Annotated in this window: 11 protein-coding genes and 1 pseudogene; 5 read left to right on the forward strand and 7 right to left on the reverse strand. The window is 62.2% G+C overall.

Features of this window, described 5'->3' with window-relative positions:
* Positions 1-49: 49 nt before the first annotated feature.
* Positions 50-1,504 (reverse strand): pyruvate kinase, encoded by a 1,455-nt coding sequence (pyk, locus tag ACNFIC_RS17075; RefSeq protein WP_138219964.1) that lies wholly within the window; start codon positions 1,502-1,504, stop codon positions 50-52.
* Positions 1,505-1,685: 181 nt separating this feature from the next.
* Here pyk and ACNFIC_RS17080 point away from each other — a divergent pair, with 181 nt between their 5' ends.
* From ACNFIC_RS17080 to sbcB, 3 genes are all read left to right on the forward strand, one after another.
* Positions 1,686-2,072 (forward strand): tetratricopeptide repeat protein, encoded by a 387-nt coding sequence (locus tag ACNFIC_RS17080; protein WP_138219965.1) that lies wholly within the window; start codon positions 1,686-1,688, stop codon positions 2,070-2,072.
* A gap of 124 nt (positions 2,073-2,196) precedes the next feature.
* The gene (locus tag ACNFIC_RS17085) at positions 2,197-2,556 is read left to right on the forward strand and encodes a PilZ domain-containing protein (protein ID WP_138219966.1); all 360 of its coding nucleotides are present in this window, start codon (positions 2,197-2,199) and stop codon (positions 2,554-2,556) included.
* Between the two features lie 62 nt (positions 2,557-2,618).
* Positions 2,619-4,049, forward strand: a complete 1,431-nt coding sequence (gene sbcB, locus ACNFIC_RS17090) for an exodeoxyribonuclease I (protein WP_416781484.1) — start codon at positions 2,619-2,621, stop codon at positions 4,047-4,049.
* 77 nt (positions 4,050-4,126) lie between these two features.
* Here sbcB and mvaT read toward each other — a convergent pair whose 3' ends face one another.
* On the reverse strand, positions 4,127-4,504 hold the full coding sequence (gene mvaT / locus ACNFIC_RS17095; protein WP_138219968.1) for a histone-like nucleoid-structuring protein MvaT: 378 nt from the start codon (positions 4,502-4,504) through the stop codon (positions 4,127-4,129).
* Between the two features lie 301 nt (positions 4,505-4,805).
* On the opposite strand from mvaT, the gene purU reads away from it, so the two are divergent.
* Entirely contained in the window at positions 4,806-5,657 is an 852-nt protein-coding gene (purU, locus tag ACNFIC_RS17100; RefSeq protein WP_138219969.1) for a formyltetrahydrofolate deformylase, read from the forward strand.
* Between the two features lie 141 nt (positions 5,658-5,798).
* On the opposite strand, the gene ACNFIC_RS17105 is transcribed toward purU, so the two are convergent.
* The 5 genes and pseudogenes from ACNFIC_RS17105 to ACNFIC_RS17125 form a co-directional block, all read right to left on the reverse strand.
* Complete coding sequence (locus ACNFIC_RS17105; protein ID WP_416781485.1) at positions 5,799-6,791, reverse strand: lysylphosphatidylglycerol synthase transmembrane domain-containing protein; 993 nt, start codon at positions 6,789-6,791, stop codon at positions 5,799-5,801.
* Entirely contained in the window at positions 6,788-7,543 is a 756-nt protein-coding gene (locus tag ACNFIC_RS17110) for a DUF2334 domain-containing protein (RefSeq protein WP_416781486.1), read from the reverse strand. Before ACNFIC_RS17110 ends, ACNFIC_RS17105 begins: the two co-directional genes overlap by 4 nt.
* The gene (locus ACNFIC_RS17115) at positions 7,536-8,657 is read right to left on the reverse strand and encodes a glycosyltransferase family 4 protein (RefSeq protein ID WP_138220048.1); all 1,122 of its coding nucleotides are present in this window, start codon (positions 8,655-8,657) and stop codon (positions 7,536-7,538) included. Before ACNFIC_RS17115 ends, ACNFIC_RS17110 begins: the two co-directional genes overlap by 8 nt.
* Positions 8,658-8,843: 186 nt before the next feature.
* Positions 8,844-9,608 carry a methyl-accepting chemotaxis protein gene (locus ACNFIC_RS17120; protein ID WP_416781538.1) on the reverse strand — a complete coding sequence of 255 codons (765 nt, stop codon included), beginning with the start codon at positions 9,606-9,608 and terminating at the stop codon, positions 8,844-8,846.
* 93 nt (positions 9,609-9,701) lie between these two features.
* Positions 9,702-10,718 (reverse strand): annotated as a pseudogene (locus ACNFIC_RS17125) (cache domain-containing protein); the annotation flags it as partial.
* Between the two features lie 172 nt (positions 10,719-10,890).
* On the opposite strand from ACNFIC_RS17125, the gene ACNFIC_RS17130 reads away from it, so the two are divergent.
* Complete coding sequence (locus tag ACNFIC_RS17130) at positions 10,891-12,366, forward strand: helicase HerA-like domain-containing protein (RefSeq protein WP_416781487.1); 1,476 nt, start codon at positions 10,891-10,893, stop codon at positions 12,364-12,366.
* Positions 12,367-12,442: the final 76 nt, after the last annotated feature.

Raw genomic sequence — 12,442 nt, forward strand, 5'->3', positions numbered from 1 at the left:
TGGTGCGGCATTCCAAGTCCGCACCACCGCGAAGGTGACGATTGGCGGATCAACCGATCAGCGGATCACCTACGTGCAGGATCTTCATGCCGTTGGTGCCACCGATGGTGTGATAGCTGTCGCCCTTGGTCAGGATCACCCAGTCACCTTGCTCCACCAGACCGCGCTTGAGCAGCTCGTCGACGGCTGCCTGGCTGACCTTGTCGGCCGGCAGCGAGGCCGGGTCGAAGGCAATCGGGTAGACGCCGCGGAACATATTGGCACGGGCCTGGGTGGCACGGTGCGGCGACAGCGCGAAGATCGGTACGTGCGAGCGCAGGCGCGACATGATCAGCGGGGTGTAGCCACTTTCGGTGAGGGCGATGATCGCCTTGACGCCGGGGAAGTGGTTGGCGGTGTACATCGCCGCCAGGGCGATGGATTCGTCGCAGCGCTCGAAAGTGGTGTGCAGGCGGTGGCTGGATTTTTGGCTGGTCGGGTGCTTCTCGGCGCCCGAGCAGATGCGGGCCATGGCCTGCACAGCTTCGATTGGGTAGCTGCCGGCGGCGCTTTCGGCCGACAGCATCACCGCATCGGTGTTGTCCAGCACGGCGTTAGCCACGTCGGAGACTTCGGCGCGGGTCGGCATGGGGTTCTGGATCATCGACTCCATCATCTGGGTCGCCACGATCACCGCCTTGTTGTTGCGGCGGGCGTGCTGGATGATCTTCTTCTGGATGGCAATCAGCTCGGCGTCACCGATTTCCACACCCAGGTCGCCACGGGCCACCATGACGGCGTCGGAGGCGAGGATCAGCTGGTCGAGGGTCTCGTCGTCGGCGACCGCTTCGGCGCGTTCGATCTTGGCCACCAGCCAGGCACTGCCGCCAGCTTCGTCACGCAGCTTGCGCGCGTATTCCATGTCGCTGGCGTCACGCGGGAACGACACGGCCAGATAGTCCAGGTCCATTTCCGCAGCCAGCTTGATGTCGGCCTTGTCTTTTTCGGTCAGCGCCGGCGCGGTCAGGCCGCCACCTTTGCGGTTGATGCCTTTGTGGTCGGACAGCGGGCCGCCGATGATCACTACGCAGTGCAGGGCGTCGCTGGTCGCGGTTTCGACGCGCATGACCACGCGGCCATCGTCGAGCAGCAGTTCGTCACCGACGCCGCAATCCTTGACCAGGTCGGGATAGTCGATGCCGACGATATCCTGGTTGCCTTCGGTCAGCGGGTGCGCGGTGGAGAAGGTGAACCTGTCACCGACTTTTAGTTCGATGCGCTTGTTGGCGAACTTGGCGATGCGGATCTTCGGACCCTGCAGGTCGCCCAGCAGCGCGACGTGGCGGCCGTTCTTGGCGGCGATGTCGCGGATCAGGCGGGCGCGGGCCTTGTGCTCGTCCGGGGTGCCGTGGGAGAAGTTCAGGCGTGCCACGTCCAGGCCGGCGAGGATCAGCTGTTCGATCACTTGCGGCGAGTTGCTGGCGGGGCCAAGGGTGGCGACGATTTTGGTACGGCGGATGGTCATGCACAGACTCCTATAGTGAAGCGCAGCGAAAGGCTACTCCTGAATCTCGCTGTAGTCATTGTTCCGTTGCACTACCTGTTGTTGAACCAAGGTAGCGTTTGAACGGCAGGCGTATGCTTGCAAAAGGCTGTGAAGATTTGACGCAAAAGGCCGATACACTGCCCATCAAAGGAGAATTCCCATGCGCACCCTGATCGTTTTGACCATGGCGGCCAGTGTCGTCGGCTGTACTCGCTGGTCCATGGACCACCACCTCAACAACGCCTACCGTGCCTACGACCGTGGTGACTGCGCGCGGGTGATGCTGGAGTTGTCGCAGGTCGACCGCGCCAGCCGTTCGCGGCCATTCATCCACCCGGAAGTGTCGTTGCTGCGTGGTCAGTGCCTTGAGCGGCAGAAACTCTACGTGGACGCGGCGCAGACCTACCAATTCATGATCCGCCAGTACCCCGGCAACGAATACGCCTACCGCGCCCAGGCGCGCCTGGAGACCCTGGATAAGCTTGGCCACTTGCGCGGCAGCGAGGCGGCGGTCGCCAGTCCGGTCAAGGCTACACCTTGGCGTTAATTCCAAGGTGTCATTGATTTCATGTAGGCAGCCCGCTTCAGTGGGCTAATCTTTGATTGTGTTGTCATCCTCATTGCCAGTACCGTGTCTTCCTGGCCTCAGGTACAGGACCGTGCATACGACCATGTTTGTCGAACGCCGAATAGAACGTCATCAATTGCCTTGCGCGTTGCGGGTCTTCAACCGGTTTACCGGTCAGGAGATCGGTTACTTGGGCAATGCCTCCGAAGACGGCCTGATGATCATCAGCCACCTGCCGGTGCTGGTGGGGCCGGATTTCGAGCTGCAATTGCGCGTGCCGCTGGCCGGTGGCGGGTTGCAGTTCATCAATCTGACGGCCAGTTGCCTGTGGTGCCGCGAAGACGAGAACCCTGGGCATTTCGATGCAGGCTTCATGCTGCTGCAGGCGCCTGATGAGTACGATGCCTTCGTGCGTTCGCTACGCGAGTTCTTCAGCTTCCATTCGCTCAACGCCTCTGCCTGAACGCTGGCCCCTGGCCGGGGTAGGCCGCTAGACTCTGGTCGACCTTGTTACAGGAAGACCCCGTGAGCTCCAGCATCTTCTGGCACGACTACGAAACCACTGGCATCAATCCGCGCAGCGACCGACCGCTGCAAATGGCCGGTGTGCGCACCGACTTGGATCTCAATGAGATCGAGGCGCCGATCAATCTCTATTGCCGCCCCAGCGACGACATCCTGCCGCACCCGGCAGCGTGCCTGGTGACGGGGATCACCCCGCAGCAACTGGTCGAGCGCGGCCTGTGCGAAGCCGAGTTCATGACCCGCGTGCACAGCGAGCTGGCGCGTCCGGGGACGTGCGGGGCCGGTTACAACACCCTGCGCTTCGACGATGAAGTCACCCGCTACAGCCTGTACCGCAACTTCTTCGACCCCTACGCCCGCGAGTGGCAGGGCGGCAACAGCCGCTGGGACCTGATCGATGTGGTACGCACGGCCTATGCGCTGCGCCCCGAAGGTATCGTCTGGCCGCAGCAGGAGGGCCGCACCAGCCTGCGCCTGGAACTGCTCAGCAAGGCCAATGGCCTGGAACATGGCCATGCCCATGAGGCGCTTTCCGACGTACGGGCGACCATCGGCCTGGCCCGGCTGATCCGCAGCAAACAACCGAAGTTGTATGACTGGCTGTTCCAGCTGCGCAGCAAACATAAAGTGCAGGAGCAGATCCGTCTTTTGCAGCCGCTGGTGCATATCACCGGGCGCTTTTCGGCGGATCGCAAGTACATCGGCGTGGTGTTGCCGCTGGCCTGGCATCCGCGTAATCGCAATGCACTGATTGTTTGTGATCTTGGGCAGGACAATTCACCGCTGTTGCAGGAAAGTGCGCAAACGCTGCGTCAACGTTTGTACATGCGCCGTGAGGAAATGTCTGACGGGCAATTACCTGTCCCATTGAAGTTGGTACACATCAACCGTTGCCCAGTGGTGGCACCTTTATCGGTGGTGCGTCCTGCAGACGAGCAGCGTTTGGGGCTAGATATGTCCGAGCTGCAGCGACGGGCCGAGCAATTGGCCAATCAACAGGACATCTGGCGTGACAAGCTGGAAATCATCTACCAGGAAGAGGGGGGCGCCGCGAGCGAAGACCCCGAACAACAGCTGTATGATGGTTTTATCGGGGACCGTGACCGGCGTTTGTGCGAACAAGTGCGTATGGCCGATCCTGCCCAATTGGGTCAGGGGCACTGGATGTTCGACGATCCGCGCTTGCCTGAACTGTTGTTCCGCTACCGCGCGCGTAACTTCGCAGACACCTTGAATGAACAGGAGCAGGCACGCTGGCAGGTGTTTTGTGAACAGCGCCTGAGCAATCGGCAGATGGGTGCACCGAATACCGTGGACGACTTCGAACAGGCCTGTCAGAGCCGCTGGGGCGAGGCCGACGAGGCCGGACGACAGGTGCTGCAAGCCTGGCTTGAGCACGTTGCGCATTTGAAGACGCGCTTTGCCGTGTGAGGCGAGCAGACCCATGAAAAAACGCCGGCAAGTGCCGGCGTTTTTTCATGTTGAAACTGAAACGGCAGTCGCCTGGATCAGTCCAGCAGGGTAGCCCAGCTTTCGACGACGTCGCCGCCCCACTTGGCTTTCCATTCTTTCAGGGTCTTGTGGTTGCCACCCTTGGTTTCAATAACCTCGCCATTGTGCGGGTTCTTGTATTGCTTGACCTTGCGCGCACGCTTGGTAGTAACTGGCTTGGCGACGCCGCGCGGGGCTTTGCTCAGTTTGCTTTCCGGGTCGAGCAGGGCGATAACGTCACGCAGCGACTTGCCATTTTCGGCCATCAGCTCGCGCAGCTTCTTTTCGAACTCGAGTTCTTTTTGCAGTTTGCCATCTTGCTGCAGGTTGGTCAGGCGAGCCTGAAGTTCTTTGATGGCTTCTTCGGTGGCGCGGTATTCGTTGATCAGGGACATGGAGAGTTCCTTGAAAGCGTGTGTAAAAGGGGCAGTGCCGACAATAATAGACACGCCTCACACTCAAGTAAACAATTAAAAAGTCGTGAATCAATTAATAGCAATGAATGGCCGTATCGCTGTTAGGTTAAGAAAAATTTACTTAGTGTTACGGCCAATGGCCATGTCCCTGTAGGACGCAGGGGCATGTGCAGGGGGAGTGCGCGCGATGGGCGCGTGTGTCCGGGCTTCGAACATTACTGCGTTTTTTCCGACAGACCGTTAGAATATGCCCCTTTGCGAAGTTCTGGAGCCTTTTTTCATGCGCACCTATCGACTGGTGATTGCCTGCCCCGACCGCGTCGGCATCGTGGCAAAAGTCAGTAATTTCCTGGCCCTCTACAATGGCTGGATCAATGAAGCCAGCCACCACTCCGATGAGCAGAGCGGCTGGTTCTTCATGCGCCATGAGATTCGCGCCGAGTCGCTGCCGTTCGGTATCGAGGCCTTCCGTGAAGCGTTCGCGCCGATCGCCGAAGAGTTCTCGATGACCTGGCGCATCACCGACTCGGCGCAGAAGAAGCGCGTGGTGCTGATGGCCAGCCGCGAGTCTCACTGCCTGGCCGACCTGCTGCACCGCTGGCACACCGACGAGCTGGATTGCGAGATCCCGTGCGTGATCTCCAACCATGACGACCTGCGCAGCATGGTCGAGTGGCATGGCATTCCGTTCTTCCATGTACCGGTCGATCCCAAGGACAAGGCCCCGGCCTTCGCCGAGGTGTCGCGCCTGGTCGAAGCGCACGCTGCCGACGTCGTGGTGCTGGCCCGCTACATGCAGATCCTCCCGCCGCAGCTGTGCCGCGACTACGCCGAGAAGGTCATCAACATCCACCACAGCTTCCTGCCGTCGTTCGTCGGCGCCAAGCCGTATCACCAGGCCGCGTTGCGTGGTGTGAAGCTGATCGGCGCCACCTGCCATTACGTGACCGAAGAACTGGACGCCGGCCCGATCATCGAGCAGGACGTGGTGCGTGTCAGCCATGCCGATAGCATCGAAGACATGGTGCGTTTCGGCCGTGATGTCGAGAAGATGGTGCTGGCTCGTGGCCTGCGCTACCACCTTGAGGATCGCGTGCTGGTACACGGCAACAAGACCGTGGTTTTCGACTGAGCATGGCCAACCCTCGTGACAAGGCCGGCGCCTCGGTGCCACCTACCTTGGGCGAGGGCTGCCTGGCGCGTTTCGACCCGGATGCGCTCAGCGACGAGGATGGCACCGAGTTTCCCGGTGCCGCCGCGTTGTGGCAGGCGCTCAACCGGCCTGACGCCGCCAGCGCTCCAGCAGAGGACGCGCCAGCAGGCACACGAACACCGGCCCGCCTGCCAGCAGATAAAAGTAGTAGGTAACCGCGCGCCAGATCAGGATCGCGGCAGCGGCTGTCGAACTGCCTACCATTGGCGTGAGCAAGGTTGCTGAAGTCAGCTCCGCTGCCCCCGCGCCACCGGGCAGCAGGCTGAACTGGCCGGCGCTGAGTGCAAGCATTTGCACCAGAAAGCTCGCTCCCCATCCCAGCACGCCCCCCAAGCCCTGCAACACCAGGTACAGCACGCTGTAGCGCAGCCCCCAGTGCGCGCAGGTGAGGCCGAACACCAGCGCAAGCGTATGTTTGGGGAGGCGCGAGGTCTCGGCCAGGGCATGGCAGAAACGCAGCAGTGCGCGCGCCCAGCGTCGACGACGTTGCGCTGGCACGCCCAGGCGCCGCAACAAGTGGCCGCTGGCGCGGATCAGCAGGGCCTGATGGCGCAACGACAGCAACACGCCCGCCAGGGCTGTGCATAGTAGCGCGGCGCTACCCAGTAGCAGGCTTTGCTGGCTGTGGCCCAGGTGGTGGAACAGCGCGTAGCCCGCGATTGCCAGCGTGGCGCAGAAGAAGAACAGCAGATCGTTGAGCTGGTCCAGGGCGAACACCGCCCCGCTGTGCGAGGCCGGGATGCGTTGGCGGCCGAGCAGCGCCATCAGCGTCAGTGGCCCGCCACTGCCGCCAGGTGTGGTGCAGATGGCGAACTCGGTGGCCATGACCACGCCTAGGCCGCGTCTCCAGCCCAGTGCTGTGCCTTGCTGGCCGAGCAGCAGGCGCAGGCGGGCGGTGTTGATCAGCCAGCACAACAGGATCATCCCAAGCAACAGCAGCAGCAGGCGTAGCGGGAATCTGCTCAGGCGCGCCAGCAGGTCGCTGCCACCCAGCAATGCCGGGACCAGTAGCGCCAGCAGCAGGGCCAGGCCAAGCCAGCCGAGACGCTTCATGGACCGATCTGGCGGTCTAGCCAGGCGGACTTGGTCAGCGGCTCGCGGCCTTCGGCGAGCAAGGCTTGCACGGTGTTGAGCCAGTAAGTACGTGCACTGGGGTGGCGCATGTCCACCGGATGCAGGCCTAGGCGCAAGGTGTCGGCGTGTTGCCAGCGCCGACGTTGCCAGTCGCTGAGCACTTTCGAGACGCTGCGGCGCCAGGCGCTGCGCGCGCTCCATACCAGTCCTGGGGCCTCGATCGGGGTGAAGTCTGGCAGGCGGTACAGGTACTGGGGTGTGCTGGTATAGCGCAGCGGCAGTTGGCGCAAGGCTTGGCGGGTGCCTTCGCTCATCAGCCAGGCGGGGGCGACGAAGCCAGCCACGGGCCATCCCTGGCGCTCGAACAGCGCCAGCCCGGCTTGCAGGCGTTGCAAGGCGGCTGCGTGATCGAGGGCGTAGAACTCGCCTTCGTGGGTGTAGAGCCGGCGCATGAAAAACTCGACCGGGCCGCGTGGCGGCGGGCCGTCGTCGGCGTGGTAGTAGCCGTGCAAGGCTAGTTCGTCACCGCAGGCCAAGCGCTGGTCGAGCAGGCGGCAGAAGGCAGGAAAGTGTGCCAGCGCGTTACGCTGGTGAAAGTCTGGCACCACCAGCCACGTCATGCGCACGCCGCCGAGTGCATCGATGGCTTGCACGAAAGGTTGGTAGTCCGGCCAGGTTTGCGGTGCTACGTCGTGCAGCACCAGCATCAGGCTGGGGCGTCGTTCAGCCATGGGCGCGGGCCAGCGGCGATGTGCCGAGCACTGCTTGGTAATGGCTGAGCAATCCGTTGACCACGTTGTCCCAACTGTAATGGCGCTCGACATGCTGGCGGGCCTGGGCACCGAGTTGCTGCACGCCTGCTTCGAAGGTTTCGCGCACTGCATCGGCCATGGCCTGGGCGTCGTTGGGTGGGCACAGGCGGCCGCAGTCTGGGGGCACGATCTCGCCGAACGCCCCGGCGCGCACGGCCACCACTGGTGTGGCGCTGGCCATGGCTTCGAGGATCACCAGACCGAAGGTTTCCTGATCGCCGGCATGCACCAGCAAGTCGGCGCTGGCCAGTATCCGGGCTACCTGTGCAGGCGGGCAGAAGTGATCGATCACGCTGACGTTGTCCGCCGTGCTCAGTGGCATGTTCGAACCGACCAGCAACAGGTGGTAATTCGGGCCCAGGGTGCGCATGCACTCAATCAGCACGGGCAGGTTCTTTTCGCGCGAGCCACGCCCGGCGAACACCAGCAAGTGGCGATTTTCGGGGATACCGAGTTCGGCGCGCAGGCCGGGGTCGCGCTGCTCGGGGTTGAACAGGGCCAGGTCCACGCCCAGGCGTTGTACGTGCACGGCTCTGACTCCGAGGCGTCGGAGCTTGTCGGCCATCACTTGGCTCGGCGCCAGTACCCTGTCGAAGTTACCGTAGAGCTTGCTGACATAGGCTTCGACGTTCGGGGTGAACCAATTGCCCATGCGGTTGCTCACCAAAAGGGGCAGGTCGGAGTGGTAGAAGCCGATCACCGGGACATCGAGTTTACGCCGTGCTTCCAGGGCGGCCCAGGCGGTGAGGTAGGGGTCGCCTACTTCGATCAGGTCCGGTTGCAGGCGGCGCAGCTCGTTGCACCAGGGCGCCAGGCGTACCGGGAAGCGGTAGCCGTTGCCAAAGGGCAGGGGTGGGGCGGGGACCTGGTAGACGCCATCGGTGTGGCCGGCGCTGGCGCCGGGGACCAGCAAACTGTGGCGCACCTCGGGTATGGCGTCGAGGCGGCGGTGTTTGGCATCAAGGTAGGTTCGCACGCCGCCGCTGGCTGGGGCGTAGAACATGGTGATGTCGGCAATGTGCACGATCAGCATCCCTCCGGGATCGTCTTCGGGGTCTGTCATCCGGCACGGGGCTGGTATGACTCGCCTGAAGGTTGACCTTGAGGAAGGATAGTTTGTTCGATCGGGAAGAAGCAGCTGCGAGCTACAAGCTACAAGAAGAAGCGAGACCGCGCACGATCCGCTTGTTCTTGTAGCTTGCAGCTTGAAGCTTACAACTCAGATACGGAAGCTGCCGACCAGGTGTTTCAGGCGTCCGGCCTGTTGCTCCAGGTCTGAACAGGCGCTCAGGGTGGCTTGCAGGTTCTGCACGCCTTGCTGGTTGAGCAGGTTGATTTCGCTGATGTCCATGTTGATCGAATCGACCACGGCGGTCTGTTCCTCGGTGGCGGTTGCCACCGACTGGTTCATGCCGTCGATCTCGCCGATACGCTGGGTCACGCTGCCCAGTCGTTCGCCGGCCTGGTTGGCGATCTGCATGCTGTCTTGGCTGTGGCGCTGGCTTTGACCCATGGTGTCGACCGATTCGCGTGCACCGACCTGCAATTCTTCGATCATGCTCTGCACTTGCTGCGCCGACTCCTGGGTGCGGTGGGCCAGGTTGCGCACTTCGTCGGCCACCACCGCGAACCCACGCCCGGCCTCACCGGCACGCGCGGCCTCAATCGCGGCGTTGAGCGCGAGCAGGTTGGTCTGCTGGGAGATGCTGGTAATCACCTCAAGGATCTGACCGATATTCACGGTCTTGCCATTGAGGGTCTCGATATGCCCGCTGGAGGTGACGATCAAATCCGACAGGCGGTTCATCGCCTCGATATTGCGTTGCACTACCTGCTGGCCTTCTTCAGCTAGCAGACGGGCAGAGCTGGCATGCTGCGAGGCCTGGGCTGCGTTGCCGGCAATTTCCTGGGCCGCAGCCCCCAACTGGTTGATGGCAGCGGCGACGCTGTTGGTGCGGTTGGACTGCTCGTCGGAGTTGCTCATCGAAGAGTTCGAGGCGCTGATCACCCGCTGCGCCACTTCGTTGACCTGCTCGGTGGCCGAGGACACTTCGCGGATCGAACCATGGATGCGCTCGACGAAGCGGTTGAAGGCCGTGCCCAAGGTGCCGAATTCATCCTGGGTGTGGATATCCAGGCGGCGGGTCAGGTCGCCTTCGCCCTCGGCGATGTTCTCCATGGCCCGGGTCATGGTGTGCAGCGGTTGCAGCAGCACGCGAATTAGTAGGCCGAGCAGTACGAGGATGATCACCACCGCCACCAAGGTGGCGATCACCGCCGAGGTGCGCAGGGCCGTGAGCATGCTGAACGCCTTGTCTTTGTCCACCGACAGGCCGATGTACCAGTTGGCCGAGGGCAGCCCTTTGACCGGGGTGAAGGTGACCAGGCGTGGCTGGCCGTCGACTTCGACTTCGGTCAAGTTGCCGGACAGTTTCGGGGTGTTTTGCGGGAACAGGTCCGGCAGTGACTTCATCACCAGGTTCTGGTCCGGGTGTACCAGGATCTTGCCTTGGTCGTTGACTAGGAAGGCGTAGCCCATACCGCCGAAGTTCAGCGAGTTGACGATCTGCGCCAGGCCGTCCAGGGCCAGGTCGCCGCCGACCACACCGACCGAACGCGAGGCGGTGCTGATGATCGAGATCACCATTTTGTTGGTGGCCATGTCGATATACGGCTCGGTGAGCATCGGGCCGTTGGCGTTCAGGCCGTCCTTGTACCACGGGCGTACGCGCGGGTCGTAGCCGTCGGGCATCTTGGTGTCAGGGCGGACGGTGAAGGTGCCATCAGGCTGGCCCAGGTAGATGGTCAGAAAGCTTGAGGTCAAGGCGTTCTGGTTCAACTGGGCGCCAATGTTCTGTGGGTTTTGCGCCAGGTTCTGGGCGACGCTCTCGACCAGCTTGATGCGCCCTTCGAAGAGGTTGCGAATGTTGGTGGCGGTGGAGTCGCCCATTTCGGCGAGGTAGTTCTCCAGGTTGGCGCGAATCGCATTACGCTGAAGGTAGTCGTTGTATAGGGTGAACAGGCTAAAGGCCAATATCACGATCAGTGAGGCGGCCAGAAGGATCTTGTGGCTGAAACGAAGGCTTTTATTCATGACGTGATCGCGTCCGCTAAGGTTTTTTATCGGGTCGTTCGCACAAACAGGGGGTAATAATCCGTGCAACAGCTCCCGCCGATCCTTTACGGGTATTTACCGAATTCAGGAATTAATCATTACTAACTATCGGCCGTCGTAGGGCAGAACTTGAGCGGAACGAGGTAATGTCATGTCAGAAAATTCAGAAATGATTGTAGGTATGTGCTCAGACGGCCAGCCCGCTGTCCAGCGCCTGCGCTTGGCCAACCGTCACGGCCTGGTGGCGGGGGCCACCGGCACAGGCAAGACCGTCACGTTGCAGCATTTGGCCGAGCAGTTCAGCGATGCGGGTGTGGCGGTGTTTGCTGCCGACGTCAAAGGCGACTTGTGCGGTCTGGGCGTCGCTGGAGCCCCCCAGGGTAAGGTGGCCGAGCGAATCGCCAGCATGCCGTGGCTGACGCATCGGCCGCAGGCTTACCCATTGGTGTTGTGGGATATCGCCGGGCTGTCCGGGCACCCCTTGCGCACCACGTTGAGCGAAATGGGGCCGCTGCTTTTGGGCAATTTGCTGGAACTCACCGACAGCCAGCAGGCGGCGCTGTATGCCGCATTCAAGGTGGCCGACCGCGAAGGGTTGTTGCTGCTCGACCTCAAGGACCTCAAGGCCCTGCTCGCGCACCTCAAGGACAATCCGCAACTGTTGGGCGAGGACAGCGCGCTGATGACCAGCGCTTCGACCCAGGCTCTTCTGCGGCGTTTGGCCACGCTGGAGCAGCAGGGTGCCGAAGCGCTGTTCGGCGAACCGGCCCTGCAACTTGAAGACCTGCTGCAGCCGGCCAGTGATGGGCGTGGGCGGATCCATCTGCTCGACGCCAGTCGCCTGGTGCACGAGGCCCCTAAGGTCTATGCGACCTTCTTGCTGTGGCTGTTGGCTGAGCTGTTCGAGCAGTTGCCTGAGCGCGGTGACGCCGATAAGCCGGTGCTGGCGCTGTTCTTCGACGAGGCCCACTTATTGTTCAACGGCACGCCGAAGGCGTTGCAGGACCGGCTGGAGCAGGTGGTCCGGTTGATTCGCTCCAAGGGGGTAGGGGTGTATTTCGTCACCCAATCGCCCGGTGATCTGCCTGATGCGGTACTGGCGCAACTGGGCTTGCGCGTTCAGCACGGATTGCGCGCATTCACCGCCAAGGAGCAGAAATCGCTGCGCGCAGTGGCCGATGGTTTTCGTCCCAACCCGGCGTTCGACAGCCTGGAGGTACTGACTGAGCTGGGGATCGGCGAAGCGCTGGTCGGCACGCTGGAAGACAAGGGGACGCCGGCGATGGTCCAGCGGGTGCTGATTGCGCCCCCGCAGTCGCGGATTGGGCCGTTGAGCGCCACCGAACGCAGCGCTTTGATTGGCGCATCGCCCTTGGCGGGGCGCTATGACAAACCCATTGACCGTGAGTCGGCTTATGAAATGCTTACCCAGCGCAAGGGTGAGCCGGTAGAGCCCGCGCCACAGCCCAAGGCTGACGAGGATAGCTTTGCCGATAAGGCAGGGGAGTTTTTGCAAAGTGCGGCAGGGCAGGCGATCAAGTCGGCGGTACGCCAGGCGGCCAATCAGTTGGGGCGCCAGTTGGTGCGTGGGCTGATGGGGTCGTTGTTGGGGGGAAGGAAAAAGTAGACTGCACCTAATGCCAGTCGGTTAAGTCAATTGGAGCTGCGCTGCAACCCCAATTGACCCGCATCAACTGAGCGAC

Origin of the sequence: Pseudomonas sp. NY15463, assembly GCF_048068415.1 — a bacterium.
Classification (GTDB): domain Bacteria; phylum Pseudomonadota; class Gammaproteobacteria; order Pseudomonadales; family Pseudomonadaceae; genus Aquipseudomonas; species Aquipseudomonas mosselii_C.

Bases quoted from the DNA above. Each gene is read 5' to 3' on its own strand.
- pyk (WP_138219964.1), bottom strand. From the start codon at position 1,504: ATGACCATCCGCCGTACCAAAATCGTCGCCACCCTTGGCCCCGCCAGC.
- ACNFIC_RS17080 (WP_138219965.1), top strand. From the start codon at position 1,686: ATGCGCACCCTGATCGTTTTGACCATGGCGGCCAGTGTCGTCGGCTGT.
- ACNFIC_RS17085 (WP_138219966.1), top strand. From the start codon at position 2,197: ATGTTTGTCGAACGCCGAATAGAACGTCATCAATTGCCTTGCGCGTTG.
- mvaT (WP_138219968.1), bottom strand. From the start codon at position 4,504: ATGTCCCTGATCAACGAATACCGCGCCACCGAAGAAGCCATCAAAGAA.
- purU (WP_138219969.1), top strand. From the start codon at position 4,806: ATGCGCACCTATCGACTGGTGATTGCCTGCCCCGACCGCGTCGGCATC.
- ACNFIC_RS17105 (WP_416781485.1), bottom strand. From the start codon at position 6,791: ATGAAGCGTCTCGGCTGGCTTGGCCTGGCCCTGCTGCTGGCGCTACTG.
- ACNFIC_RS17110 (WP_416781486.1), bottom strand. From the start codon at position 7,543: ATGGCTGAACGACGCCCCAGCCTGATGCTGGTGCTGCACGACGTAGCA.
- ACNFIC_RS17115 (WP_138220048.1), bottom strand. From the start codon at position 8,657: ATGCTGATCGTGCACATTGCCGACATCACCATGTTCTACGCCCCAGCC.
- ACNFIC_RS17120 (WP_416781538.1), bottom strand. From the start codon at position 9,608: ATGAGCAACTCCGACGAGCAGTCCAACCGCACCAACAGCGTCGCCGCT.
- ACNFIC_RS17130 (WP_416781487.1), top strand. From the start codon at position 10,891: ATGTCAGAAAATTCAGAAATGATTGTAGGTATGTGCTCAGACGGCCAG.